This window comes from Nocardia sp. alder85J, from assembly GCF_020176955.2.
In the GTDB taxonomy this organism is placed as follows: domain Bacteria; phylum Actinomycetota; class Actinomycetes; order Mycobacteriales; family Mycobacteriaceae; genus Nocardia.
This window is the reverse complement of record NZ_JAIUCZ020000002.1, coordinates 1,094,479-1,120,185: the sequence shown is the minus strand read 5'-3', so window position 1 is coordinate 1,120,185 and position 25,707 is coordinate 1,094,479. Positions and strand designations below refer to the sequence as shown.

Sequence of the window (25,707 nt, the reverse complement as noted above, 5' to 3'; positions counted from 1 at the left end):
GTTCACAACGGGCAGGCGGTGTTCCGCAGCGTCCAGGCGCCGTGGTGGTGCAGGGTGGTCACACTCAGCGGCGGCACGTCCACTCGCCAGAACGAGTGGGCGGGGGCGTCGAGGGCGATCAGGACGCAGGCCCGGACCACCGCGGGGTGGGTGACGGCCAGGATCCGTTGTGGTTGTGCGGCAACCTGTTCGAGCCATGCGCGCACCCGGTCCACCAGGTCGGTGCGCGATTCGCCGCCGTGGCCGCGGAATCCGGGATCGGTGAGCCAGGCGGCCACCGATTCGGCCGGGATCGCGTCCATGGCCGCACCGGCCCACCGTCCGCAGTCCAGGTCGGCCAGCGCGGGTTCGACGGCACCGCAGACGCCCAGTGCCGCAGCGGTTTCCGCGGTCCGTGCCTCCGGCCCGATCCGGATCGCCTCGGGCCGGAGAGCGGCGGGCAGGCCGGCGGATCGCTGGATCGCGCGCAGTCCCTGCGGGTCCAGCGATTCGTCGGCGGGGAACCGGGCGGCGCGCACGGCGTCGGTGAGCGCGTGGGTCACCAGGGTCAGCCGGGTGACCGCGCTCATCGCGGGAGGCGGGCGGTGGTCACGGGAACTCTCCTCGGGCTCCGGGGGATCACGGGTCCCCGCTGCGGATGCAACGGCACGACGTGCCTCACCCTACGAAATCCGCCGCCGCAGCGGGCGATCGGGATGCCCGGAGGTTCAGAACCGGGTGGCGTGGTAGCCGCCGACCGCGGACAGCGAGATGACCTTGACGTGGTCGCCGGTGTGCGGGGCCTCCACGACCTTGCCGTCGCCGACGTAGATCATCACGTGGCCCGGGTTGCCGTTGTTGAATTCCGCGTCCGGGAAGATCAGATCGCCGGGTTTCAGGTTACCGGGGCTGACCGTGTTGTTCTTGGTCGCGTTGTACTGTTCGGAGGCGGTGCGCGGCACGTTCTTGATGCCGGCCTGCTCGGCCGAGTACTGCACCAGGCCCGAGCAGTCGAAGGCGTGGGGGCCCTCGGCGCCGTACACGTAGGGGTCACCGACCTGGTCGAGTGCGGTCTCCAGGAATTTCTTGGTCTTCGCGTCGGTGACGCCGCTGATCATGCTCTGCACCTGGGTGCCCGTCAGCGGGGTGGTGTAGCTCAGCGGGGTGGAGTTGTTGCTGGAGTAGTCGCTGCTGACGACGGTCGGATGGGTGTCACCGACGGTCTTGGCGTAATCGCGGATCTGGGTGTCGGCACTGGTGACATCGGCGCAGACATTGTCCATGGCGGTGAAACACGCCTTGATCATCGGCCCCTCCTTCGCGTAGGAGGGCGGGGACGGCAGGCTGACGCTGTGCAGGGCACTGTCCAGATCGCTGATCGCGGACTCGATCTTGCCGCAGGTGGTGGCGGTGATCCCGGCGACACCGGCGATCTGGGTGCCCACATCGCCGTCGTCGCCGACCAGGGACAGTCCGACATTCTTGATGTGGGAGACGTTCTGGTTGTAGATCGTCGACAGTTTCGAGGTGTTGGTGGTGTCGGCCAGATCCTTGTAGTTGGATTTGTCGTCGCCCTTGGCGGGCTTGGTGATCAGATCCTCGAAGCTGGGCGGCGCGGCGGTGTTGCCGGTGCCGAGCTGATTGGTCAGATCCCAGATGTACTGGCCGGCGGAGATGACCAGCGCCTTGAGCCCGTCCGAGGCATTGTCCTGCGCGCGCAGCGCCAAGGCCTTGGCTTTGGTGTCACCGACACTCGCGGTCGCCGCCATGCCCCGTCAGCACCTGCCTCCCACCGAATTCACAGCTACCGACGACTATGACGCATTCCCAGCGGTGGGGGCACCGCGTCGGGTGCCGTCACTGTGGCGGGCGGGCGGCGGCGACGTATTCGGCTGCCTTCGTGTGCAGGTGCCGCAGCAGGATCTCCTGGTCGTTGAGCGGGAATTCGGTGACCGCGCGGGAGGCGAGCATGGACTGGGTGGCTTCGAGGGTGTTGCAGTCCTGGAGGCCGAATTCCTTGAACGTCAGGGCGGCCAGTTCCTGGCGCAGCCGGTCGGTGGCGGACTTCGCGGGTGCGAAATAGCAGGTGCCCTCGAAGAGGTGGCTGTCGGGCCCGGTGGGCCAGTAGTGGTAGGTCAGGTACCAGCCCGGCGCCCACACCACGATCATGAAGTTGGGGAAGAAGATGTAGGAGTCCAGGCCCCAGGCGGGGTGCCGGGCCGGATTCAGCCCGGGGGGCAGATTGTCCAGGGCGGGGATGTCGGGGCGGTCCCAGGCGCCGAAATTGCCGCTGCGGAGCGCTCTTTCGATCGGCTTGACCATGTTCAGGTCCTTCGGCGGCGCCATGCCGCCCCAGGAGGACACCATGCCGTGCGGCCCGTCGAGCGTGTAGTGCAGCGCCTCGAAGCCGAAGCCCTGGAGTTTCGTCGACTCCCCGGACACGTACTGTTTCGCGTGCAGGATCGGCGCGTGGTAGAACTCGGCGAAGGCGTCGATGTAGAGCTTCCAGTTGCTGCCGACCTCGGCGCGGTACTTGTAGACCTCGGTGAATTCCCCGAAGGGGTAGCCCTCGAGGCCCGCGGCCAGCTCGCCGAGGTAGTCGCGCAGCGGGGCGGCGTCGTCGTCGAGGTTGACGAAGACGAAGCCCTCCCACACCTCGCAGCGCACGGATTTCAGCCCGTACGCATCCTTGTCGAGATCGAAGAATTCCTGTTCCTGCTGCACGAAGGTGAGTTCACCCTCGAGGCTGTAGCGCCAGGCGTGGTACTTGCAGGTGAACTGGCGGCAGCTGCCCGCGACCTCCTTGCCGGGATAGTCGTTCCACACCAGTTTGTTGCCGCGGTGGCGGCAGATGTTGTAGAAGGCGCGAATCCCGTCGTGTGAGTCGCGGACGATCAGCAGGGAGGCGGCCACGACGGCCAGTTCCCTGGTGAAGTAGCTGCCCTTGCGCGGAAGTTGTTCCACCCGGCCGACATTGAGCCAGGTGCGGGCGAAGATCGCCTGCCGCTCCTGCTCGTAGTGCTCCGGTGAGATCGAATCCTCGAAGGAGACCGGGCCGGTGCCGAGGTGCGGGTAGTGGTGGGTCCACGACCCCTCCGCGGGCTTCGCGAAATGTGGCATGCCGAGTCCTTTCCACAGCCACCGTCTGCGGCCGGCGGCGCTTCACAACACCTCCGACACTAGCCGTTCGTCAAGCAGATTACTAGTCGATCGTAAAGTGCGAAGCTTGCCGTTCGGCTAGTAGGATGCGGGGATGACCTCCGCCGCGCGCCCGTCCGCCTGGGACCACGATTCCCGGCAGCGTTTCCTCGACGCCGCCGTGGCGCTGTTCGTGCGGCACAGCTTCGCCGGCACCTCGTTGCAGATGGTCGCCGACGAACTCGGGGTCACGAAAGCCGCTGTCTACTACCACTTCCGGACCCGCGACCAGTTGCTGCTGGCGGTGATGGAACCGATGCTGTCGCAACTGCGGGAGGTGATCCGGACCGCCGAGCAGCAGCGCGGTCCGCGCGCGCAGGCGGAGTCGATGCTGACCGGATATGCCGCGATGGTCGCGGCCGAGCGCTCGACGGCCTCGGTGCTGACCACCGATCCGAGTGTGCTGCGGGTGCTGCGCCATCACGAGCAGTGGCGCGACGTGATCGACCGCCCGCCGGTGCTGCTGGCCGCGGCGGATCCCGGCCCGCTGGGCCCGGTGCACGCCACGGCCGTGCTGACCGGGCTGGCCGGCGCGGCCTCCGGCGCTCCGGCGGAGATGGACGCGGACGCCCTGGCCGCCGCCCTGCTCGACACCGGCCGCCGCATCCTGGGCTTGCGCCCGCCGCGGCGCAAGGCGCCCTGAGTCCGAACACCTTCCGGCAGCGACCATCCGCCCCGAATACTGTCCGCCGGCAGCCCATCCCGCCCGGGACCTGCTCCGGCGGCGAGCATACCGCTCCACGGTACTGTCCGGAGCGGGGCTGGGCCTGGAAAGCATTGTCCCGCAGCCGGTGTCGCTGCCGCGGCGTGGCTACTTCACGACGGCGCGGGCGCCGGCGGCCTCGAGTTTGACTCGTCCGGCCTCGGCGGCGTCGCGGTCGACGCGTTCCAGGATGGGTTTCGGGGCGGCCTCGACGAGGTCCTTGGCCTCCTTGAGCCCGAGCCCGGTGATCATCTCGCGGACGGCTTTGATCACCTGGATCTTCTTGTCCCCGAACGATTCCAGGATCAGATCGAATTCGTCCTGCTCCTCGGCCGCGTCGACCGGGGCGGCCGCGGTGGCGACCGGCACGGCCACCGCGGCGGTCGCGGTGACCCCGAACTGGTCCTCGAACGCCTTCACGAACTCCGCGAGTTCCAGCAGCGTCATATCTTTGAAGACATCGAGCAGTTCCTCGATGGACATCTTGGCCATGGGGTCCCCTTGTGCAACAGACCAGGCGATATCTCCATGATAGGGAGCGGCCGGGCGGCACGGGGTTTCAATCGTGTGTCCGCGCGGCACGGCCACGGGGTGCCGGGGCGGGCCGGTGTCACCGTCGCCGGCGGGATTCGAGTGCCCCGGATCCGGGTGGCCGGTGCGCGGTTTCGGCGAGGTCGTATCGATCTCGTTGCGGCTATTGGTGATTCGAGTCCGGCGGGGTGGTCTCGGGTTTGGTGTGCAGGAGTTCGCGGACCTGCGCGGCGGCGCGCAGCATGCTCTCGCTGATGAATTCGCTGAAGCGGGCGATGTTCTCCAGGCGGTTCGCGGCGGGGGTGTCGCGACCGAGGACGGTGACGCCGCGGCGGGCGATCTCGGCCATGCGGGCGATGCCCTGGGCGCCGGCGATCGTCGACTGGTACCAGACGTCCTCGTCGACGAAATAGCGCTCGCGGCGGCGTTCGTCGCGTTCGCGGCGGATGAGGCCCTGTTCCTCGAGGAAGGTGATCGCCTTGGAGACCGACGCCGGGCTGACCTGGAGGTGTTCGACGAGCTGAGCGGCGGTGACGCTGCCGGTGTCGGCGACGAACAGGCAGGTGAGGACCCGGGCGGTCATCTTGGGCAGGCCCTGCTGCATCAGCAGGGTGGTGAACGCCTCCTCGTATTCGCGCACGGCCTCGTCGTCGCGGCCGTGGCTGCGCGCCCCCGGGCCGCGGGCCGGGGCCGGCTTGCGCCGGCGGGCGCGGTGCTCGGTGGCGCGGTGGGCCAGGTCGGCGCGATAGGCGGTGGGGCCGCCGTTGCGGCCGACCTCGCGGGTGATGGTGGAGGTGGGGCGGTCGAGGCGGCGGGCGATCTCGGCGTAGGCGAGATCGTCGGCCAGCCCCAGCGCGATCTGCCGGCGTTCCTGCTCGGTGAGTCTGCCTCCGGGCACCGCGCCCTCCTTCCGTCCGGTGTCGCCACCATAGCATTCACTTTCAACTCAATGCAACGACCGAAGTGGTTTACATTGCGTTAGATTTCCACCGGTTGCAACGATTAATAGGTCATGAGCTGCATGGATGAATTTTATGTGCAACGACAGTATTGCCTGATTCGAGAACGCAACGTAGCGTTTGCGATGTCAGAAACAAGCAGTTCGCAAGGAGAAGATCATGCAGAAGTTCGACACCCCCGCCGCCATCGCCGCGGTCGTGGACATCGCCGCCGGGCGGATCCAGGTCATCGCCGCCGATCGCGCCGATACCGTCGTGGAGGTCGCGCCGGCCGATCCGGCCAAGGGTCGTGACGTGAAGGCGGCGGAGCAGACCGTCGTCGACTTCACCGACGGGGTGCTGCACATCAGGACGGCCGGTTCCGGGAATCGGTACTTCGGTTCCACCGGGGCCCTGGAGGTCACCGTCCGGTTGCCCGCGGGTTCCCGGGTGGAGGCCCATACCGAAAGTTGCGAGCTGCGCGGTGTCGGCCGTCTCGGCGATGTCGTCTTCGAGGGCGCCTACCGGCAGATCAAGCTGGACGAGGCCGCGGCGGTGCGCCTGACCGCGATCGACGGTGACGTCGAGATCGGCCGCCTGGGTGGCCCGGCGCAGATCACCACCGCCCGCGGCGCCATCCGGATCGGGGAGGCCGTGCGCGGTGCGGTGGTGCTGCGCACCGAGATGGGCGACATCTCCGTCGGCGCGGCCCCCGGGGTGTCCGCGTCCCTGGACGCCGGCACCGGCCACGGCCGGGTCGGCAACGCCCTGAAGAACGACGGCGCCATCGCCCTGGACATCCGCGCGACCACCGGGCACGGCGACATCGTCGCCCGCAGCCTGTGAAAAGAGTGACTCCCATGACGAACCCGGCCATCGAAGCGCACGGATTGCGCAAGTCCTACGGGGACAAGGTCGTACTCGACGGCGTGGACCTCACCGTCCCCGCGGGCAGCGTCTTCGCGCTGCTCGGCCCGAACGGCGCCGGCAAGACCACCGTGGTGAAGATCCTGTCCACGCTCATCACGGCCGGTCCCGGCAGCGGTGCGATCCGCATCGGCGGCCACGACCCGGCCGCCGACCCGCGGGCGGTGCGGGCCGCGATCGGCGTCACCGGGCAGTTCTCCGCGGTGGACGGGCTGATCACCGGCACCGAGAACATGCTGCTGATGGCGGATCTGCACCATCTGCCCCGGCGCGCCGGACGGCAGGCCGCGGCCGAGTTGCTGCGGCGCCTCGATCTGGCCGAGGCCGCGGGTAAACCGGCCTCCACCTACTCCGGCGGGATGAAGCGCCGCCTGGACATCGCCATGACCCTGATGGGCAACCCGCGGATCATCTTCCTCGACGAACCGACCACCGGCCTGGATCCGCGGGCCCGGCACACCATGTGGCAGATCATCCGCGAACTGGTCGCCGACGGCATCACCGTCTTCCTCACCACCCAGTATCTGGAGGAGGCCGACCAGCTCGCCGACCGGATCGCGGTGCTGCACGACGGCGGCATCGTCGCCGAGGGCACCGCGGCGGAGTTGAAACGGCTGGTCCCGGGCGGGCACGTCCGGTTGCGGTTCACCGACCCGGCCGCCTACCGGGCCGCCGCCGCGGCACTGGGTGCGGCCGGGCGCGACGACGAGGCATTGTCGTTGCAGATTCCCGGCGACGGCAGCCAGCACGCGCTGCGTGCGGTGCTCGACGGCCTGGATGCCGCCGGTGTCCGGGCCGAGGAGCTCACCGTCCACACCCCCGATCTCGACGATGTGTTCTTCGCCCTGACCGGATCCGATCACCGGCCCGGGGCCGGTATTCCCGAGGAGGCCCGCCGATGAGCGCCGCGACCCTGGCCCTGCGTGATTCGTCCACCATGCTGCGCCGCAATCTGCTGCACGCGCGCCGCTATCCGTCGCTGACGTTGAACCTGTTGCTGACCCCGATCATGTTGCTGCTGTTGTTCGTCTACATCTTCGGCAACACGATGAGTGCGGGGATCGGCGGCGCGGGCCGCCCGGCGTATCTGGCGTATGTGGTGCCGGGGCTGCTGCTGATGACCATCGGCAGCACCGTGATCGGGACCGCGGTGTCGGTGTCCAACGATATGACCGAGGGCATCATCGCCCGGTTCCGCACCATGGCGATCCATCGCCCCTCGATACTGATCGGGCACGTCGTGGGCAGCGTGTTGCAGTCGGTGGCGAGTGTGGTGCTCGTCGGCGCGGTCGCGGTGGCGATCGGGTTCCGCACCCACGCCACGGCCCTGGGCTGGCTGGCGGCGTTCGGGCTGCTGGTGTTGTTCGCCACGGCGCTGACCTGGATCGCGGTCGGGATGGGGCTGGTCAGCCCGAATGCCGAGGCCGCGAGCAACAATGCGATGCCGCTGATCCTGCTGCCGCTGCTGTCCAGTGCCTTCACCCCGCTCCACTCGATGCCGGGCTGGTTCCAGCCGATCGCCGAGTACCAGCCGTTCACCCCGGCCATCGAGACCCTGCGCGGCCTGCTGCTCGGCGGCGCGATCGGCCACAACGGGTGGCTGGCCGTGGGCTGGTGCGCGGGGCTGACGGTGCTGGGTTGGTTCTGGTCGACCTCGACGTTCGATCGCGATCCGGAATAACCGCATGGCAGCAGGCATACCGCCGCCTCGCACCCGTCCCGCCCCAGGGCGGCGTACTCCGGCACCACGCCGGGATACGCCGCCCTCGCGGCGTTTCCGGGGTGGGATCGCACCGCGCGAGCGCGGCCCGCCGGGATTCAGGGGGCGCGGCGCAGCTGGGCGAGGGCGCGTACGTCGCGGTCGACGGCGAACCAGACGGTGAGGCCGTCGCGGCCGCGGTCGGTGTAGACGTCGATGTGCTCGCCGGTGCGGACGGGTTTGTGGGATTCGAGCACGTAGCGGTGCGGGCGGGCAGTGAGATCGCTTGCGCCGGTGGTGTATTCGTGGATGGCGGCCCAGTAGGCGGTGGCGGCGACCCGGCCGCCGGGGTCGAAGTCGGTGCGCCGCAACGGGAATCGTTCGCCGATGCTGGCCGGTAGCGGGGCCCGCAGCCAGGGCCGCCAGGCCGGGGGGTCGGCGGCGGCGGTGGTGGCCATCAGTTGCAGGTAGCGGTCGGAGATGCGGGCGGGGTTGCCGGTGTCGGGGTTGAGATGCACCCAGAAGCCCTCGGTTTCGACGAGGCCGCCGTTGTCGGCGTCGATGCGCAGCCGCATCGACGACCACATCGAGGCCAGGCCGGAGCACCAGCGGCGCAGTCGCAGCTGGGCCGGGTAGGCGATCGGCTCGACGATGTCGACGACGGTGCGCCGGACGGTCCAGTGCGGGTTCTCGGCGAGCAGGTGTTTGCCGGCGAGGTGTTCGATACCGGTTTCGTGGAGGTGGCGGGCGATGCCGTCGGGGCGCAGGCAGTCGTCGCCGTCGAGGTCGGTGGGGGTCAGTCGCCGGGTGAGGTCGAAGATGTGCCCGGCCGGCGGCAGCGGTGACAGCGGCTGGTCCACCGCCGGTTGCGCTGCCCGCGATACCCGGGCGAACGGATTCGTCATCGGCAAACCTCGTGGTTCCTCGATCGATCGGCAAGCGTGGCAACGGCATCCGTGCCCGCCCGCCACCGACGGTGCTATCGAGGGTAATGCAGGATCACCGCCGGTGGTGTGACCCGCGGCCGTGGCGGGTCAGGCCAGCAGGGCGTGGGCGGCGGTGTAGCCGACCAGTGCCGCGCCGAGTCCGGCGACGATGCTGACGGCGACGTTCATCACCGCGTAGAAGCGGGCGCGCTGTTCCAGCAACCGGATCGTCTCGTAGCCGAAGGTGCTGTAGGTGGTGAGGGCGCCGCAGAATCCGGTGCCGAGCAGGGCCAGGGTGGAGCTGCCGGCCGCGGCGCCGGTGAGCGCGCCGAGGATCAGGCAGCCGATCACGTTCACGGTGAGGGTGCCCCAGGGGAACACGCTGTCGTGGCGGGCCTGCACGGCCCGGTCGGTGAGATAGCGCGCGGGTGCGCCGACCATGGCGCCGAGCAGGACGAGGACGACGGTCACGAGGCGTTCTCCTGCTGGTAGGCGTCGACTTCGTCCGGTTCGCCGGTGCCGATCGGCAGGACCGCCCGGCCGAGGGTGACACCGCCGAGGACCGCCGGCAGCGCGACCAGCAGGGTGCCGGCGAGATAGCAGAACGCCAGCGGGGCGGAGCCGGGTTGCAGCAGATTGCGGGTCTCGACGGCGTAGGTGGAGAAGGTGGTGAAACCGCCGAGGATGCCGACGCCGAGGAACGGGCGGACCAGCGGGTGCACCGCGCGGGTCTCGGTGACGTAGACCATGAGCAGGCCGATGGCGAAGCAGCCGGTGACGTTGGTGACGAAGGTGCCCCACGGGAACGCCCCGGGCCGGGTGGGCAGCAGGTGCGCGATGCCGTAGCGGGCCAGTGCGCCCAGGCCGCCGCCGGCGGCGATCACGGCCAGGACGGCGCCGTGCCGGCGGGCCAGTTCGCGCCGCTGTGCGGGGATGTGCAGATCGATGTCGGGATCGACGGGACGGCCGACATCGGGATCGACGGGACGGTTTTCGGGCACCACGGACTCCTACTCGAACACAAGACTTCTGGTCAAGTAGGGACTGTTGGTGACGTGCCCGTCACGGTTGTTCCGGAGGTCCGGAGCGGCGAGCCCCACCGCCGCACCCGGCCACCTTAGCGGATCGGGGCCGGGCGCGCAGTGATCGCGGCCACCCCGCCGCGACCTCACAGCGCGATGAGCCGGTTGCTGCGGCCGCGCAGCCGCAACGCGGCCGCGAGCGTGCAGGCGGTGGCGACGGCGAGCAGGGTGAGGCAGGTGGTGGCGGTGACGCGGGTGTCACCGGCGAGGGCGGCGCGCAGGCCGCGGGCGGCCCAGTAGCCCGGCGAGATCGGGGCGGCGACGTTCACCCAGTGCGGCAGCACCGACAGCGGGACCAGGGCGCCGCCGAGGCTGCTGAGCAGCATGCCGCCGATGTCGTAGGCGGCCGACAGCTCGCCCATGCTGCGGGCCAGCACGCCCAGCAGGGTGCCCAGTCCCAGCAGGGTGGCGCTCCAGCTGAGCAGGACCGCCGCCAGCAGCCAGGGGTGCGCCGGGCGCAGGCCGAGGGTGACGACGGCGAACACCACGATCAGCACCTGCTGGGCCAGCAGTGCGGTGAACGCGGGAACGGCCTTGCCCGCGAACAGTTCCGCCGGATGCGCGGCGCTCGCGCGCAGCCGGTCCCAGGTGCGGGCCAGCCGTTCGGTGAGGATCGCGCCGCCGGAGATGCTCAGCGCCAGCAGGGAGAAGGTGACGAGGGTGCCGACGACGGCCTGTTCGGTGCCGGCCGCGGGGCCCTGCGCGGCGGTGTACAGCGGGCGCAGCAGGGTGAGGAACACCAGCGGCAGGATCATCCGGCTCAGCACCGGGCCCGGCTCCCGGCGGACCAGCAGCAGGTTGTGGTTCACCAGAGTGGCTGTGCGGGTGAGAGTTTCAGGCAGCGGCATGGTCGTTCTCCGGATCGGCGAGGGAGCGGTAGAGGTCGTCGAGGTCGGGGCGGCGCACGTCGACGGTGGCGGGGGTGCGGCCGGCGGTGAGCAGGCCGGCGAGGTCGGCGGCGGGGTCGCGGGTGGGCAGGCGCAGTGCGGGTTCGGCCGGGTCGGCGAAGGTGATGTGCAGTTCGCCGGGCAGGTGGCCGGTCAGCTCGCGCTGGGTGCCGCGGGCGACGATGCGCCCGGCGCGGGCCAGGGCGAGCGTGGCGTCGAGATCGACCAGTTCGGGCAGGTAGTGGGTGGTGTAGAGGACCGCGGTGCCGGCGGCGGCGCGGGCCTTCACGGCGGCGAGCAGGGCGGCGCGGGTGTCCGGGTCGGCGCCGGCGGTGGGTTCGTCGAGCAGCAGCAGCGGGGGCGCGGCGACCATCGCGGTGGCCGCCTGCACGCGCCGGCGCTGGCCGCCGGACAGCACCCCGGCCGGGTCGTCGGCGACGTCGGTGAGCCACAGTTCGTCCAGCACGGCGTCGACGCGGGCCTCGCGGTGCCGCCCGCGCAGGCCGGCCAGCCCGGCGAACAGGCGGATGTTCTCGCGCGCGGTGGCGCGGTGGTAGAGGGCGAACTCCTGCGGGGCCAGCCCCAGCAGCCGCCGTGCGGCGCGCCCGGCGCGCAGGGCGTCGCGGCCGCCGATGTGCACCCGGCCGGCGTCGGGGCGGACCAGCCCGGTGACGATCTCGACGAAGGTGGTCTTGCCGGCCCCGTTGTGGCCGATGAGCCCGGCGATCTCACCGGGGGCCACCGTGAGGTCGAATCCGTCCAGGGCACATCGGTTTCCGTAGCGCTTGATCAGTCCGTCCGCGACGAGCACGGTGTCCTCCCAACTCGTGTCTACACCGTATACGTATACACTGTAGACCCGTGGGTGGCAGACGGGAAGAGATCCTGGACGCGGCGATCGCGATCGCCGACGAGCACGGGCTGGACGCGGTGTCGATGCGGGCGGTCGCGGAGCGGATCGGGGTGACGCCGATGGCGCTGTACCGGCATGTGCGCGACAAGTCCGCGCTGCTGGACGGGCTGGTCGGCCGGCTGCTGGCGACGCTGCTGCCGCCGGGGGCCGGGGCGCAGCCGTGGGATCGGCGGCTGACGGGAATCGCGCACGCCGCCCGCGATCTGTCACGCGAGCACCCCTGGGCGGCGCAGTTGTTGTTCAGCCGCCCGGCGACCACCCCCGACGGCGCGCTGGTCGTCGACGCGATCTATACGGCGCTGCTGGAGGCCGGGGTGCCCGACTCCGAGGTGCCGCGATTGGAACGGCTGGTGAGCACGTTCGTACTCGGATTCGTGGCCTCCGAGGCGGCCGGGCGGTTCGCCGGCGCCGACGACCGCCGGGCCCGCCGCGGCGCGGTGCCCGACGGGCCGCTGCCCGCGCATGCCCGGCTGTCGCATTGGTTGCGCCTGCCTGTCGATCTCACGGCGGAATTCGACACCGACCTGCGCGATCTGGTGCAGGTGATCCATGCGGTGGTAGGGGCGGCCGGGGAGTGACGACCCGGACGTGTGCGCGGGGCCGGGGTTCCGGGGTGGATCAGCAGGCCGGCTGGATGGGGGAGCCGCAGGCCGCCCGGCGCGGGTTGTGGCGGCGGGCGGGTGGGCCGGTCAGGCGGTGGTGAGGTGGCGGGCGGGGCCGAACCAGCGGGTGAGGGCGGTGTGCAGGCCGTCGGGGTCGGGTTCGTCGGCGGCCCAGGCGATGTAGCCGTCGGGGCGGATGAGCAAGGTGGCGGGTGCGTCGGGGGCGGGGACGGTGTCGACGCGGTCGGACCAGGCCGCGGCGGGGGTGCCACCGGTGGGGTCGAGCAGCAGGGGGCGGGCCGGGTGCAGCAGGTCGGCAAGGCGGCGGGGGCCGTCGGGGGTGGCGACGGTGAGGTCGGGGGCCAGGCGTCCGGCGAGCGGGTGGGCGCAGCCGGTGTCGTAGGGGGTGTCGGAGCCGGCCATGAGGCGGGCGATGTGCTCGGTGACGCCGGGGAGTTCGAGCAGCTCGCCGAACAGTTGCCGCACCGCGGTGGTCTCCGGGCCGGGAGTGACGAGACCGGATTGGGCGAGGGTCTGCATCATGACGCGTTCGGCGACGGGACGGCGTTCGCTGTCGTAGGTGTCGAGCAGGCCGGCGGGGGCGTGCCCGCGGACCTCGGCGGCGAGTTTCCAGCCGAGGTTGATCGCGTCCTGGAGGCCGAGGTTCAGGCCGGGGCCGCCCATGGCGGAGTGTACGTGGGCGGCGTCGCCGAGCAGCAGGACCCGGCGGTCGCGGTAGCGGTCGGCGGTGCGGGTGTTCTGGCCGACGTTGCGGCGCAGCACCGGGTTCTGGTCGGCGGGCAGCGGTTGCATGGGCAGTTCGGCGCCGAGCAGCCGGGTGACGCTGTCGCGCAGTTCCGCGAAGGTCATCGGGGCGTGCTCGTCCACGGGGTCGGCGTCGTATTCGACGGTGGACACGATGGCGCGGCCGGGTTGCAGTTCGGCGAAGACGAACACGCCGCGCTCGACGCGGTTGTGCCCGAACCGGAAACGGCCGGCGCCGGGGATGTCCAGGCCGCCGTCGAGGGTGCGCAGGCCGGTGGGTACCACCGCGTTGCCGATGCGCGAGATGCGGTCGGCGGCGGTGAATCCGGGGAAGCCGATGCCGGATCGCTTGCGGATCGAGCTTTTTCCGCCGTCGGCGGCGACCAGGTAGGCGGCGGTGAGCCGGTCGTCGCCGGCGGGCCCGGCGGCGGTGACGGTGACCTGCGCGGGGTCCTGGGTGAAGCCGGTGACGGTGTGGCGCCAGCGCACCTCGACGCCGAGGGCGGCGGCGCGTTCGGCCAGCATCCGGGTGAGGGCCGGTTGCGGGATGGGCCAGGCGTACATCGGATTGTCGTGCAGGCCGGTGAAATTCAGGGTCATGGCGGCGAAGGGGTAGAACGGCACCGGATGTGGGGGCGCGGTGGGGTAGAGCCCGCGCATGTCCATCGCGCGGACCACCTGGCCGACGAGGCCGTTGGCCTTCTGGTCGGCGCTCGGCCCGGGCGACTGCTCGAGCACGATCGGCCGGGCTCCGGCGAGGGCGAGCTCGCAGGCGAGCATCAGCCCGTTGGGTCCGGCTCCGGAAATGACGACATCACAGCTGTTTTCGGGCATGGCGAATCAACCTCGTTGCGAAGTAACGGTTTTCGGTGAATCCGGACACGCCGGAACCAGCGGTGTGCCGGATGCTGCCGGGCGCGGGCCCGGAGTGGGTCAGGCCGAGGGGTCGGGGAGTCCGGCGGCGATGCGGGCGAAGGCTTCCCGCAGCGGAACCGTCAGCAGCACCGGCGGATCCGCGTGGACGTAGACCTCGATGGCGGCCTGATAGGCGACGACGACGGCGCCGGCGACCAGGTGCGGATATACGTCGTGGTCGGGGTCGGTGCCGGTGCGGGCGGCGACGGCGGCCAGCAGTTCGCCGGCCACCTCCCTGATGAACGCGGCGGACACCTCGGGGATGCCGCCGAGTTTCCCGGCCTCGGCCAATTGCTCGCGGGTGGGTGGGTGCAGGCCGATGCCGTCGTCCTCCAGCGGCAGCAGTACCGCCGCCGTGACGGCTTCCCACAGCGGTTCCCCGGCCGGGCGGGCGCCCAGCAGGGCGATGGTGCGACGCATCCGCTCGATCTGGCGGTAGGCGATGGCCTCGTACTTGTTGGCGAAATAGTTGGTGAAGGTGCGCACCGACACCCCGGCTCGCGCCGCGATGTCCTCGCGCACCACATTGTCCAGGCCGTGCTCGAACATCAGCATCAGCGCGGCGTCACTGAGCGCCATGCGGGTGTCGAGCTTCTTCTGCTCCCGGAGGCCGAGAGGTGGCTGTGCGGCCATGCCCCCAGCATAGTCACAAAAGTGCCTACCGGGCAATGTTTCCCTCTGGGCAGATTTACTGGCGGTTCAGTCCTGGGCGTTGCCCGCCTGCCAGACATCCCACGGGATCTCCCAGTCGCCGTAGGTGTCCCAGACCGGCAGCGTCGGGCCACCGGAGTTGACGATCTCCACCACGTCGCCGATGCCGAAGTGGTCGTAGAACCACTGGGCGTTGGCCGGTGACAGGTTCACGCAGCCGTGCGAGACGTTGCTGGAACCCTGCTGACCCACCGACCACGGTGCCGAGTGCACGAATTCGCCGTCGTTGGAGATGCGCAGGTCCAGATAGACGGTCTCGCTGTAGTACCCGGACTGGCCCGCACAGACGCCGTAGGTGCAGGAGTCCATCACGATCGACGGCTGCTTGCCGGAGATGACGTGCGGGCCTTCGTGGGAGGGATGGCCGGGATCGCCGAGGCTCATCACCATCTGGTTGACCTGGTTGCCGTTCTGGAAGATGGTGAGCTGCTCGGTGTTGCCGTCGGCCTTGGCCACCCACGCGTCGTGCACGGTGTAGTCGGCGCCGTAGTTCTCGGCGCCGTAGATGCCGTTGCCCAGATCGACCCCGAGCACGTCGGCCTGGATGTGGATCTTCGTGCCGGGCAGCCAGTAGTTCGGGCCGCGGAAGTGCGCGTCGCGATCGTCGACCCAGTACCAGGCCCCCGGCTGCGGCGGGGTCATGGTGACGTGCAGGTGCTTCTGCACCTCCGCCTTGTCGGCCACCGGCGCGGTGAACTGGAACACCATCGGCTGCCCGACGCCGATTCCGGTGTCGGACACCACTTCCGGGGCCGGCACCACATTGGCGTAGGCGGTGCGGTGCGGGGTGAGGGTGGTGACGGTGAAGTTCTGCTGGGTGTGCGCGCCCCCGGCGTTCACCGCGTCGGCGACGACGGTGTAGCCGCTGGAGTAGTCCAGCGGGTCGGTGGTGGTCCACGACGTGCGGTCCGCGGCGAGCGCACCCGCCACGTCACCGTGCGGGCCGTGCACGGTCACCGCCGCCAGCGTGCCGCCCCCGGCCTGCACCGTGATCGGCAGCGGCGCAACCGGTTCCGGCTGCGCGGCGGGCACGCTCAGGGTCGCCGGGGGAATCGCCGCCCGGCTGCTGGACGCGGCCGCCGCCTGCTGCGACGGCCCCGCGGGCGTGGTACTGCCACCGGACAAGCCCAGCACCAGCGCCACCACCACGATCACCACGACAGCCGCGGCCCCGGCCAGCAGCCACACCCCGCGCCGCGACCGAGCTGTATCCCACAGCGCGGCAACCCGATCGGGCCCACCGGCCGGTCCCGCCGCCGCGGCGGCGGCGGCCGGGATCACGACGGTCGGCGCGTCCGCACCGGCCGGACCACCCGAGGCGGCCGGATGATCCGCCCCCGCACCTCCGGCGGCAGCGGCTTCGGTGCCTCCTGCGGCACCCGGAGCGGCCGAGTCGCCCGCCACAGCTGCTGTGGATGCGTCATCGCCCGGAGCTACCGAGTCGTCGGCTGCCACTGCGGCCGTGCCGGCCGCCGAGGCGAGCGGGTCGCCCGCCGCGGCGGCGCCTGCGGCCACCTCGGCGGCGCCGATCGCCGCAGTCTCCGGCGCACCCGCCACAGCGGCGTCGCCGGAGGACGACTCGGTACCCGAATCCTCGTTCGGCGCAGCACCTTCGGCGGAATCGGTGGAAGCATCGGCCGTGACCGCCGCCTCGGGACCTGCCGTCGAACCGGCTTCGTCCGCGACCGCAGCGTCACCGGCGGAGGCCGCCGTGGCATCGGCGTCGATTTCGGCGGCGGGCGCAGTGACTTCCGCACCTGCGGCGCCGGTATCGCTCGGTTCCGCTTGTTCCGGCGGACCTGCCGTTTCCGCAGCCGCGGTGGCCGATTCCTCGCCGGCGGTTTTCGGATCCGCTGCCTCGGCGGCGGGCTGCGCGGTGGATCGTTCGGTGGCCGACTGCGCGGAGTCGGGGTCGGCGGGGGCCGGGGGCTCGGCCGGGGTGCCGGGAGCCGACTCGCTGGTTGTGGCAGCGGGATTCGCGGGTTCGGGGGCGGCCGCCGGTGCGGGGGTTGCCGTGTCCTGCTCGGGGGTGGATTGCGCGCCGGTGGTCGCCGGGGCCGGCGTGCCGGTGCCGGGCTCGGGGGCCGAGGGTGGCCGGTTGCGCGAATCGTCCGGCGCGGCACCCGATTCGGTGGACGCGGCGGCCGGGTCGTTCGGCGTTGCCGGGTCGTCGGGTCGGTCGGCGATGGTCATTCGATTTTCCCCCACGCGGGTCTGGCTCGGCGCGACGCGTGCTCGTCGTCGGCGCTCCCAGGGTACTGGACCTTTGCCGTGGCGCCACCCGGGATCCGGGAGTTGCCGGGGCGGTCCGATCGGCGTGGCGGGGGTGGCGCCACCTCGGCGGGAACTATGTTAGTGAGTGCTTGCTTCTGTTAGGGTTTCGGTGGGCCGGACAGATCGGAGTGTCGATGCAATCGAGCGAAGCGCCGCTGGCGGGTGTGCGCGTGGTGGAGGTCGCGCTGGGGCCGGGTGTGGTGGCGGCGGGTCCGGCGGGCAGTCTGCCGGGTGCGTGGCTGCGTGACCTGGGCGCGGAGGTGACGCGGGTGCGGCCGCGGCGGCGTTCGACGCTGGATGCGGGGGTGCGGTTCGAGCGGGCGTGGGATCACGGGAAGCGGGTCGTGGAGCTCGACGACGATCCGGAGGCGGCGGTGCGGGTGATCACCGGGCTGGCCGCGGCGGCGGATGTGCTGGTGGTGTCCGGCGGCGAGGAGGTGCTGGAGCGGCGGGGGGTGCGGTATTCGGCGCTGGCACAGGCGAATCCGCGGTTGGTCGTGGCGCGGATCCGGCCGGCGTTCCATGCGCTGGGCGAGATCGCGGACATCGAGTTGCTGGTGCAGGCGCGGGCGGGGCTGCTGACCCAGATCCGGTCCCATCGCGGTGGGCCGGCGTTCGGCGATCCGGCGGTGGCGGGGCTGGGGGCGGCGCTGTCGGCGACGGTGGGGGTGCTGGCGCTGTTGTACGAGCGGGAGGCGACGGGGGCCGGCGGGTGGGCGGAGACCTCGTTGTACGACGGGTTGCAGGCGATCCTGCCGATGATCAGCGGGACGGTGGAGCATCATTCGCCGTCGACGCGGTTGCTGTGGGAGCAGCAGGGGCCGGCGGAGGCGCTGTCGTATCGGTGTGCCGACGGGGAGTATCTGCAACTGTGGTTCGGGGCGAAGGGCGCCTACGAGCAGTTCCTGGCGCATATCGGCGATCCGCCCAGCGAGCAGGGCTACAACGCCGATCTGATCAGCGGTGCGATGGTGGAGCGCGGGAAGCGGTGGGCGGCGACGTTCGCCACCCGCGACCGCGACCAGTGGCTGGAAAGCCTTGCGGGGCAGCAGTTCCGGTGCGAGCCGGTGTGGCGGCCGGGTGAGGCGCTGCGCGACGGGCATGTGCGGGAGATCGGGCTGGCCGTCGATCGTGACGATCCGGAGCTGGGGCCGGTGACGATGCTGGGGCCGGTGCTGCGGGTGCAGCCGGCCGGCGCCGGTGCGCCGCGGCCGGGGGCGGCGGGGACGCGGTTGCTCTCGGATGTGCGGGTGCTGGATCTGTCGGCGTATCTGGCCGGGCCGGTGGCGCCGCTGATCCTGGCCGAGCTGGGTGCGGATGTGGTGAAGGTGGAGCCGCGCACCGGCGATGCGCATCGGGCGATGCAGCCGATGTTCGCCGCGGGGCAGCGGGGCAAGCGCGCGCTGGCGCTGGATCTGAAGGCGCCCGGCGCGGCGGAGGTGTTGCGGCGGTTGTTCCGCGACAGCGATGTGGTGCACCACAATTCGCGTGTCGGCGCGGCCGGGCGGCTGGGGTACGACGAGGCGGCGGTGCGGGCGGCGAATCCGGCGGCGGTCTACAGTTTCGCCAGCGGTTTCGGGGAGCAGGGCCCGCGGGCGCTGCTGCCGGCCAATGATCAGCTGATGCAGGCGCTGGCCGGGATCGAGGCCGGGCAGGGCGGGCACGGGCAGCCGCCGACGTATCTGGTGTGGGGTGCGATCGACGTGACCGGGGGCTGGCTGGCGGCCATCGGCATCGTCGCGGGCCTGTACGCGCGGCGGCGCCACGGCGGCGGGCAGGTGGTGCGCAGCAGTCTGCTGGGTGCGGCGCTGACGATGAAGTCCGGTGCGTTCCTGGCCGGGGATCGGGTGCTGGGCGGGCCGGTGCTCGATGCCGGGCAGACCGGGTACGGCGCGGCCTACCGGTTGTATCGCGGCGGGGACCAGTCCTGGTTCGCGCTGGCGATCCCCGACCGTGCGGCCTGGGATGGGTTGCGCGCGACCGTGTCCGGGGCGGATCTGCCCGCGGATCCGCCGCCGCTGCGCACGGATTCCGGTGATCGGCAGCCGGAGGAACTGGTGCTGGAGCAGGCGTTCGCGACCAAGGACGCCGCCTGGTGGGTGGCGGCGCTGCGGGCGGCGGGGGTGCCGGTGGAGCCGGTGCCCGAGGCGGACCGCACGGCGTTCACCACCGGATTCGTCGACGATCCGGTCAACCGGCGACTGGGCCGGGTGACCACCTACCGGTGGGGTGATCTGGGCCGGGTCGCCCAGCCCTGTTTCCCGCCCCGGCTGGGCCCGGCCCCGCAGCCGCGGGCCCGCGCGGGCATCCCCGGCCTGGGTGAGCACACCCGGGACGTGTTGCGGGAGAGCGGTTTCGGTGACGCGGAGATCGAGGAGCTGATCGGCAACGGGACGGTCGCGGCCCCGGCGAGCGGGTCCGCGCCACAGGCGTGACCGCGGGTCGCGCCGGTGCCGTGGTGCGGCGGCGTCGGCGAGCGGCCCGGCACCGTGGCGATGCCCGAGTTCCGGATACGACGCCGGTCGTCTCCCGCTGCCGTCACCGGCGAAACGGGTGCCGACCGTGGCGTGGCCGAGGCGGCCCGGTAGGGCGGTCGGTGTTCACAGTTCGAAGCGGGCGCGCAGGCAGACGTTGAGTTGTTCCAGTTCGGTGCCGGAGAGCCGGCCCTTGTGCTCGAGGAAGCTGCACCGGGTGAAGGCGGACACTTCGTGCACGCCGACGACCTGGTTGTCGCCGAGGGGGACGGTGAGCAGTGCCAGGGTGGAGGGGACCTCGCGGGCGGCGAGGACCCGGGCGCACAGGACCGCGGGCCGCTGGCGGACCATGTGGGTGGAGTCGACCACCACCACCGTGAACTGCCGTCCGGCGATGGTGTGCACGGTCCAGATCTCGCCTTGACTGGTCGGTTCATTCATCGTCGAACCCGCGCTCGCTCTCCTCGTAGAACGACAGGTCCGGCCCGCCGCGGTCGGCCTCCCAGGCGGCGAGGTGCCGCAGGTCGTCCTCGAGCATCTTCTGCCGGACGGCTTTGGCGACATAGTCGCTCATCTTGCCTTCGCCCGCGACCGACTTCAGTCGCGTGGCGATCTCGTCCGGCAGGATGATGGTCATCCGTGTAGCCATGCGCACGATCGTATGTCCGATCGTGCGCACGGCTCAACCGCGGGTGACGGCGCCGCTGTCGAGGACGGTCCCGATGTCGGCGGGCGCCACTCCCCAGTCGCGCAGGACCGCGGCGGGGTCCTCGGCGGCCGGGGGTGGCGGGGTGGTGGCGGGGGTGCGGCCGAAGCGGGGTGCGGGGGCGGGCTGGACCACGCCGTCGACGCTGGTGAAGGTGCCGCGGGCGCGATGGTGCGGGTGGGCGGCGGCTTCGTCGAGGGTGAGCACGGGCGCGAAGCAGGTGTCGGTGTCTTCCAGCAGGGTGCGCCAGTGCTCGAAGGTGCCGGTGGCGAAGACCTCGGCGATGCGGGCGGTGGCGGCGGGCCAGGTGGCCGGATCGCCCTGGTGGGGCAGCAGTTCGGCGGTGAGGCCGAGGTGGTCGAGCAGTCGGGCGTAGAAGCGTGGTTCGCCGCAGCCGATGCTGACCCAGCGGTCGTCGGCGGTGCGGTAGACGTTGTAGAAGGGGGCGGCCAGGTCGAGGATGTTGCCGCCGGGGGTCTGCGACCACAGTCCTTCGGCGCGCATGCCGTGCACGACGGTGGTGAGCAGGGCGATCCCGTCGAGCATGGCGGCGTCGACGACCTGGCCGCGCCCGGAGTGGGTGCGTTCGGCCAGCGCGGCGAGGATGCCGATCACCAGCAGCATGCCGCCGCCGCCGTAGTCGCCGAGCAGGTTCAGCGGCGGGGTCGGGCGGCCGTCGCGGTCGCGCAGCAGGTCGAGGGTGCCGGAGAGGGCGACGTAGTTGATGTCGTGGCCGGGGGTGTGGGCCAGGGGCCCGTCCTGACCCCAGCCGGTGATCCGCGCGTACACCAGCCGCGGGTTGCGGTCGAGGCAGACCTGCGGGCCGAGGCCGAGCCGTTCGGCGACCCCGGGCCGGTTGCCCTCGACGAGGACGTCGGCGTGGTCGGCCAGCCGCAGGGCGGTCGCGCGGCCCTCGGGGTGTTTGAGGTCCACCGCGAGGGTGCGGCGGCCGCGCAGTACGGGGTCGATGCGCCTGCTGCCGTTGATCATTCGCTCGGCGCCGGAGTCGGCGGCGGTGGTCTCGGCGGGACGTATCAGGCTCACCACGTCGGCGCCGAGGTCGGCGAGCACCATCGCCCCGAACGGCCCCGGGCCGCGCCCGCGCAACTCGAGCACCTTCACCTGCGACAATGGCCCGCCCATCGGTTTCCTCCTCCAAACAAAAAAGAAAGCGTTCACTCACTATAGGAGGGAGTGGCGCACCGGGCGGCCGATTCGCCGATGGTGCGCGGCGCGGTCCGGAACGGGCGGCGGGACCAGCCGGTGCCCGCCGTCGACGTGTACGACGGTGCCGGTGAGGAATTCGTCGATCATCACGGCATAAAAGGCGGGGGCGATGTCGCGGCCACAGATCTCCGGAGTGCGTATCGGTGAAAATGCGCGCGTGCCGATATTTCCCTGGCGTCCGGTGGTGGCCGCTCCGGCAGAATATCGCTGTGGTGGGCACATGGGAAGACCTGTGGCACAATGTGATCGCGAGAACGGTTCCCGCGGTGAAGGATGTCGCGGCGATATTCAAGAGCGAATACGACGATGTGGCGTATTCGCTGCGCGGCACCGCCGGTGAACTGTCGCGGGCGGAACGGGAAGGCGGGTCGATCGTCGACGGTGCGGCCGGATCGCGGGCCGGCGCCGGGGTGAGCGGGCCGCAATTGCGGGTGATGTCGACCGCGCCCAATCATGATCTGAATTCGTTTCTGGCGAAGTACGCGTACCACGACGACGAGGGCTGGACCGGCGGGGACAGTACCTATGTGCGCCGGCTTCCGGGTGACCGGCACGTGATCATGTTCTCCGACACCTTTCTGGGGCGGCTGGCGGCCGACGGTTCCCGGGTCCCCGAGACCCCTTTCGTCAGCAACAGTTTCGTGGTGGTGGACCGCGACGGGCAGGCCCGCACCCTGCTGAGCCGGACACTCGACGATCAGGCGCGGGCCGTCCTGCCGCCACAGGCCGACCGGTTCCATTGGCTCGGTGGCTCCCATGTGACCGGCCGGGACACCCTCGATGTGATGTATCTGCGGTTCACCGGCGATTCGCGGGTGCTCGACACCGGCGGTGATTTCGATGCCGCCCGGCTGCGGACGGCGCTGATTCCCGGCGGCGCCGGTGAATTGGAGATGCACGGGAATCTGCTGGCCCGTTTCGACGCCCGGGATCTGAGCCTGCTCGATGTCACGCCGATGCCGTCGGAGACGGGGGTGCACTGGGCGTCGTGGGTCGAACACGACGCGGTCGGCGACCACACCTATGTCTACGGGGTGCACGACGAGGGCGCCGAGAAATTCATGCACATCGCCCGCGTACCGGGCGACGACCTGCGACAGCCGTGGGAATTCTCCGACGGGCAGGGCGGGTGGTCGGCCCGGGAGGCCGATTCGGCGCCGGTGATGTCGGGGGTGGCCAACGAATACAGTGTGGCGCGATTGTCCGATCGGCATTTCCTGCTCGTCACACAGGACACCGCGGTTCCTTACAGCCCGGATATCGTGGGATATCTGTCGGAGTCGCCGGCGGGACCGTTCCGTTCACCGGCGCTGCTGCATCGGGCCACGGAATCCGGTCCCGCCGGTTTCTACCGGGATCCGGAAACAGTCGTCTACAACGCGCACGAGCAACCCGATCTGCGGCGCGGAAATGAATTGACGATCACCTACAACCTGAACAGCAGTGTCCAGAATGTGCTCGATGTCAGCTCGAAGTACCGGCCGAACGCGGTCCGGGTCCGGGTCCGGGTCGAGGTGACCTGAAGGTGGTGCGGGGTGCACGCGTGAAGCCGTCGGTCCGGACCGAGAGAACGAGGTCCCCTGACCGGATCCCCGCTATCGGGCGAGCAGTGTCCGAAGGTGCGTGTCGCCGGCGTCACCCTGATCCGGACGGCCACCCGACAGCGTCCTGGTGGCGTCGAGAAACGGCAGCAGCCCGGTGCCGTGCCCGGCATCACGGCGCCAGGTCGCGTGGATCGGCGCCTCGCTGCGGGGCCCACGCCACGCGACCAGCCCGATCGTGCCCCGGGCCAGGTCCGCGGCCACGGCGATCTGTGGCAGCAAGGCGCACCCCATGCCGCCCGCGACGCAGGTCCGCAGGGCGCCGATGCTGGTGAGCTCAGCGGCAATGCGCGGGCGGGGACCGGGGGCGGACCCGAGCGCCTCCTCGAACATCAGCCGGTAGCTGCAACCGGGCTCGGTGACGAGGAAGTCGACGCCGGCGAGATCGGAGTTGGTGACCACCTCTCGGCGTGTCAGCGGGTGATCCCTGGGTGCCACGACAACGACCGGTTCCGGCAGCAGCGGCATGCTGTCCAGGTCCGTGTGGTCCGGGGGCGCGCCGAAGGTGAAGCACACGTCGAGGGACCCCTCCCGGACCCCGTTGCGGCACCATTCCCGGTTGCCGGGGCGCAGTACCACGCGCACGTTGGGGCAGTCCTCGCGGAAACGGGTGAGCAGTGCGGGAAGCCGGTAGGCGCACAGCGTCTCCGGCGCTCCGATCACCAACTCGCCGCCAGGACTGCCGACTGCGGTGACCGCCGCCCTGGCCTCCTCGGCCAGAGACAGCATTCTCTCGGCGTAGTCGAGCAGGCGGTGCCCGGCCGGGGTGAGCCGGAGCCCCCGATTGGACCGCTCGAACAGGTGCACCCCCAAATCCTGTTCCAGTGCCTTGATCTGGTCGGTAACGCTGGACTGCGCGTAGTTCAGCCGCTCGGCGGCACGCGTGACGTTCAAGGCATCGGCCACGGTTCGGAACGTGCTCAGCTGCCGCAACTGCATGACCCTGCCCCTCGAGTTCTGTATCGGTTCTCCCGATGATGCCATCGGAAACTTCCGTTTCCGAACCACTTTCGTTCTTGACAGGCTGTAGTTCCCACCGTCCTCGACGGCCACCGGCTTTCTGTCGTGGCCGTTCCAGCCTTATGAAAGGTAGGTCATGTCTGCGCACATCACGCAGGTCGGCGGCGTTTCCGCGGAAACGCTCCCCTCACGTCGGCGGTTGCTATTGATCGGGCTCTCGCTGGGCTACTTCATGGTTCTCCTGGACACCAGCGTCGTGAACGTCGCGCTGCCCGCCATCCGCAGCGACATCGGAGGTGGCCTGTCCGGACTGCAATGGGTGGTCAACGGCTACACGCTGACGTTCGCCGCGCTCCTGCTGACCATGGGTGCGCTGTCCGACCGTTTCGGCGGGCGCCGCGTCTTCGTCATCGGCACGTGGGCCTTCCTCGCCGCGTCGCTGCTGACCGTCTTCTCACCGAACCTCGGCGTACTGATCACCATGCGTGCCCTGCTCGGCGTCGCGGGTGCCGCAGTGCTGCCCTCCTCGATGGCCGTCATCGCCACCACCGTCACCGACCCGGCCCAGCGGGCCCGCGCACTGGGTTCGTGGGCAGCCATCACCGGTGCGGCGCTGGCCGCCGGCCCGGTGCTCGGCGGTGTGCTCACCGACGCCCTCGGCTGGCGCAGCATCTTCGCCGTCAACGTGCCCGTGGCGCTGGTCAGCGTTCTCCTCGCGCGAGCCCTCGCACCGGAGACCACTCGGAACACCGGCCGCAGCGTGGACCTGACCGGTCAGATCAGCGCGGTGCTGGCGCTCACCGGCCTGACGTTCGGCGTGATCCAGAGCGAGAATCTCGGTTGGACCTCGACGCCGGTGCTGGGTGCGCTCGCCGCCGCCGTCGCCGCCGGGGCTGTCTTCCTCCTCGCGGAGCGCCGACCGGCCGGGCCACGTGGCCCGATGCTGCCGCTGCTGCTCTTCCGCAACGTCACGTTCTCGGTCGGCATCCTCAACGGCCTGCTCGTCAACTTCGGCGTCTCCGGGCTGCTGTTCGTCATGTCCCTCTACTTCCAGCAAGCACGTGGCCTTTCCGCCCTGCTCGCGGGATGCGCCTTCCTGCCGCTCACCCTGCCGACGGCCTTCAATCCCGTCTACACCGGCCGTCTGGTCGCCCGCTCGGGCCCGCGGAAGCCCTCGGTCCTGGGCTTCACGCTGCTGACCTGCGGCGCGGCCGTTCTCGCAGCCGGCATCACGGGCACCGGGACCGTGCACGACCTGCTCATCGGCCTGGGCCTGCTGATCTTCGGGTTCGGTGTGTCCTTCGCGATTCCCGCCCTGGTGACGGCGACGGTATCGGCCACCCCGAAGGACCAGGCCGGCATCGGGTCCGGCGCGCTCAACTCCGCACGACAGACCGGTGCCGTCGTCGGGGTCTCCGTACTCGGTTCGGTGCTGCACGCCGCCGCAAGTCCCACCGACGGCAGCCGCGCCGCGCTGATCGTCGCCACCGCAGCGCTGCTGCTCGGCCTGCTGCTGTCCGTGGGATTCATCGGACGGACCGCACGATCGGCGTAGGTCGGGCGGTTGCGCACGATCAGAGCGTCTCGACGCCGCCGAACGAACCGCTGCGGCCGGCCCTCGACCAGGCAGCCGTGGGCCACGAGCCGGGGCGCGCACCACTGTGAGACCGGCGTCGAGATTCGCTCCGG

26 protein-coding genes are annotated in these 25,707 nt (G+C 70.9%); 8 read left to right on the top strand and 18 right to left on the bottom strand.

Annotated elements, in window-relative coordinates; genetic code table 11:
* Window positions 1-2: 2 nt before the first annotated feature.
* From LBW94_RS11210 to LBW94_RS11200, 3 genes are all read right to left on the bottom strand, one after another.
* Window positions 3-569: a histidine phosphatase family protein gene (locus tag LBW94_RS11210; RefSeq protein ID WP_225053712.1), complete on the bottom strand. Its 567-nt coding sequence runs from the start codon at window positions 567-569 to the stop codon at window positions 3-5.
* A 138-nt stretch (window positions 570-707) separates the two neighbouring features.
* Window positions 708-1,748 (bottom strand): C40 family peptidase, encoded by a 1,041-nt coding sequence (locus tag LBW94_RS11205; protein WP_225053710.1) that lies wholly within the window; start codon window positions 1,746-1,748, stop codon window positions 708-710.
* A gap of 88 nt (window positions 1,749-1,836) precedes the next feature.
* Complete coding sequence (locus tag LBW94_RS11200) at window positions 1,837-3,099, bottom strand: aromatic ring-hydroxylating oxygenase subunit alpha (RefSeq protein ID WP_225053708.1); 1,263 nt, start codon at window positions 3,097-3,099, stop codon at window positions 1,837-1,839.
* A gap of 133 nt (window positions 3,100-3,232) precedes the next feature.
* Between LBW94_RS11200 and LBW94_RS11195 the strand changes: the two genes are divergently transcribed.
* The gene (locus LBW94_RS11195; RefSeq protein ID WP_225053707.1) at window positions 3,233-3,820 is read left to right on the top strand and encodes a TetR/AcrR family transcriptional regulator; all 588 of its coding nucleotides are present in this window, start codon (window positions 3,233-3,235) and stop codon (window positions 3,818-3,820) included.
* A gap of 168 nt (window positions 3,821-3,988) precedes the next feature.
* On the opposite strand, the gene rplL is transcribed toward LBW94_RS11195, so the two are convergent.
* Window positions 3,989-4,372: a 50S ribosomal protein L7/L12 gene (gene rplL / locus LBW94_RS11190; RefSeq protein ID WP_225053705.1), complete on the bottom strand. Its 384-nt coding sequence runs from the start codon at window positions 4,370-4,372 to the stop codon at window positions 3,989-3,991.
* Between the two features lie 202 nt (window positions 4,373-4,574).
* A complete protein-coding gene (locus LBW94_RS11185; RefSeq protein WP_225053704.1) occupies window positions 4,575-5,309 on the bottom strand; it encodes a GbsR/MarR family transcriptional regulator in 735 nt (244 codons plus the stop codon).
* 220 nt (window positions 5,310-5,529) lie between these two features.
* Between LBW94_RS11185 and LBW94_RS11180 the strand changes: the two genes are divergently transcribed.
* The 3 genes from LBW94_RS11180 to LBW94_RS11170 are packed head-to-tail and all read left to right on the top strand — an operon-like array spanning window position 5,530 to window position 7,957.
* Entirely contained in the window at window positions 5,530-6,195 is a 666-nt protein-coding gene (locus LBW94_RS11180; protein WP_225053703.1) for a DUF4097 family beta strand repeat-containing protein, read from the top strand.
* Window positions 6,196-6,209: 14 nt separating this feature from the next.
* A complete protein-coding gene (locus LBW94_RS11175) occupies window positions 6,210-7,178 on the top strand; it encodes an ABC transporter ATP-binding protein (RefSeq protein ID WP_225053701.1) in 969 nt (322 codons plus the stop codon).
* Window positions 7,175-7,957 (top strand): ABC transporter permease, encoded by a 783-nt coding sequence (locus LBW94_RS11170; protein ID WP_225053700.1) that lies wholly within the window; start codon window positions 7,175-7,177, stop codon window positions 7,955-7,957. Before LBW94_RS11175 ends, LBW94_RS11170 begins: the two co-directional genes overlap by 4 nt.
* Before the next feature lie 137 nt (window positions 7,958-8,094).
* On the opposite strand, the gene LBW94_RS11165 is transcribed toward LBW94_RS11170, so the two are convergent.
* From LBW94_RS11165 to LBW94_RS11145, 5 genes are all read right to left on the bottom strand, one after another.
* On the bottom strand, window positions 8,095-8,880 hold the full coding sequence (locus LBW94_RS11165) for an acyl-ACP thioesterase domain-containing protein (protein WP_225053699.1): 786 nt from the start codon (window positions 8,878-8,880) through the stop codon (window positions 8,095-8,097).
* Between the two features lie 129 nt (window positions 8,881-9,009).
* Window positions 9,010-9,372 carry a fluoride efflux transporter CrcB gene (gene crcB, locus LBW94_RS11160; RefSeq protein WP_225053698.1) on the bottom strand — a complete coding sequence of 121 codons (363 nt, stop codon included), beginning with the start codon at window positions 9,370-9,372 and terminating at the stop codon, window positions 9,010-9,012.
* Window positions 9,369-9,902 (bottom strand): fluoride efflux transporter CrcB, encoded by a 534-nt coding sequence (gene crcB / locus LBW94_RS11155; RefSeq protein ID WP_225053696.1) that lies wholly within the window; start codon window positions 9,900-9,902, stop codon window positions 9,369-9,371. The genes crcB (LBW94_RS11160) and crcB (LBW94_RS11155) overlap by 4 nt, the downstream gene beginning before the upstream one ends.
* Before the next feature lie 167 nt (window positions 9,903-10,069).
* Complete coding sequence (locus tag LBW94_RS11150; RefSeq protein ID WP_225053694.1) at window positions 10,070-10,831, bottom strand: ABC transporter permease; 762 nt, start codon at window positions 10,829-10,831, stop codon at window positions 10,070-10,072.
* Complete coding sequence (locus LBW94_RS11145; protein WP_225053693.1) at window positions 10,818-11,681, bottom strand: ABC transporter ATP-binding protein; 864 nt, start codon at window positions 11,679-11,681, stop codon at window positions 10,818-10,820. The genes LBW94_RS11150 and LBW94_RS11145 overlap by 14 nt, the downstream gene beginning before the upstream one ends.
* A gap of 50 nt (window positions 11,682-11,731) precedes the next feature.
* Here LBW94_RS11145 and LBW94_RS11140 point away from each other — a divergent pair, with 50 nt between their 5' ends.
* Entirely contained in the window at window positions 11,732-12,361 is a 630-nt protein-coding gene (locus tag LBW94_RS11140) for a TetR/AcrR family transcriptional regulator (RefSeq protein WP_225053691.1), read from the top strand.
* 111 nt (window positions 12,362-12,472) lie between these two features.
* On the opposite strand, the gene LBW94_RS11135 is transcribed toward LBW94_RS11140, so the two are convergent.
* The 3 genes from LBW94_RS11135 to LBW94_RS11125 form a co-directional block, all read right to left on the bottom strand.
* Window positions 12,473-13,984: an FAD-dependent monooxygenase gene (locus LBW94_RS11135; protein ID WP_225053690.1), complete on the bottom strand. Its 1,512-nt coding sequence runs from the start codon at window positions 13,982-13,984 to the stop codon at window positions 12,473-12,475.
* 99 nt (window positions 13,985-14,083) lie between these two features.
* Window positions 14,084-14,698, bottom strand: coding sequence for a TetR/AcrR family transcriptional regulator (locus LBW94_RS11130; protein ID WP_225053688.1), 615 nt, complete (start codon window positions 14,696-14,698; stop codon window positions 14,084-14,086).
* A 66-nt stretch (window positions 14,699-14,764) separates the two neighbouring features.
* Entirely contained in the window at window positions 14,765-15,829 is a 1,065-nt protein-coding gene (locus LBW94_RS11125) for a L,D-transpeptidase (RefSeq protein ID WP_225053867.1), read from the bottom strand.
* A 1,355-nt stretch (window positions 15,830-17,184) separates the two neighbouring features.
* Here LBW94_RS11125 and LBW94_RS11120 point away from each other — a divergent pair.
* Window positions 17,185-19,485: a CoA transferase gene (locus LBW94_RS11120; RefSeq protein WP_225053687.1), complete on the top strand. Its 2,301-nt coding sequence runs from the start codon at window positions 17,185-17,187 to the stop codon at window positions 19,483-19,485.
* 165 nt (window positions 19,486-19,650) lie between these two features.
* Here the strand turns inward: LBW94_RS11120 and LBW94_RS11115 are convergent, their stop codons facing one another.
* The 4 genes from LBW94_RS11115 to LBW94_RS11100 are packed head-to-tail and all read right to left on the bottom strand — an operon-like array spanning window position 19,651 to window position 21,544.
* The gene (locus LBW94_RS11115; protein WP_225053685.1) at window positions 19,651-19,965 is read right to left on the bottom strand and encodes a hypothetical protein; all 315 of its coding nucleotides are present in this window, start codon (window positions 19,963-19,965) and stop codon (window positions 19,651-19,653) included.
* Window positions 19,958-20,173 carry a hypothetical protein gene (locus LBW94_RS11110; protein ID WP_225053684.1) on the bottom strand — a complete coding sequence of 72 codons (216 nt, stop codon included), beginning with the start codon at window positions 20,171-20,173 and terminating at the stop codon, window positions 19,958-19,960. The genes LBW94_RS11115 and LBW94_RS11110 overlap by 8 nt, the downstream gene beginning before the upstream one ends.
* A 33-nt stretch (window positions 20,174-20,206) precedes the next feature.
* Window positions 20,207-21,373: a CaiB/BaiF CoA transferase family protein gene (locus LBW94_RS11105; RefSeq protein WP_225053682.1), complete on the bottom strand. Its 1,167-nt coding sequence runs from the start codon at window positions 21,371-21,373 to the stop codon at window positions 20,207-20,209.
* Between the two features lie 39 nt (window positions 21,374-21,412).
* Window positions 21,413-21,544, bottom strand: coding sequence for a hypothetical protein (locus LBW94_RS11100; protein ID WP_255633579.1), 132 nt, complete (start codon window positions 21,542-21,544; stop codon window positions 21,413-21,415).
* 122 nt (window positions 21,545-21,666) lie between these two features.
* Here LBW94_RS11100 and LBW94_RS11095 point away from each other — a divergent pair, with 122 nt between their 5' ends.
* On the top strand, window positions 21,667-22,980 hold the full coding sequence (locus LBW94_RS11095) for a hypothetical protein (RefSeq protein WP_225053681.1): 1,314 nt from the start codon (window positions 21,667-21,669) through the stop codon (window positions 22,978-22,980).
* A 72-nt stretch (window positions 22,981-23,052) separates the two neighbouring features.
* Here LBW94_RS11095 and LBW94_RS11090 read toward each other — a convergent pair whose 3' ends face one another.
* Window positions 23,053-23,997 (bottom strand): LysR family transcriptional regulator, encoded by a 945-nt coding sequence (locus LBW94_RS11090; RefSeq protein WP_225053679.1) that lies wholly within the window; start codon window positions 23,995-23,997, stop codon window positions 23,053-23,055.
* 157 nt (window positions 23,998-24,154) lie between these two features.
* Between LBW94_RS11090 and LBW94_RS11085 the strand changes: the two genes are divergently transcribed.
* Entirely contained in the window at window positions 24,155-25,573 is a 1,419-nt protein-coding gene (locus LBW94_RS11085; RefSeq protein WP_225053678.1) for an MFS transporter, read from the top strand.
* The last annotated feature ends 134 nt before the right edge of the window (window positions 25,574-25,707 follow it).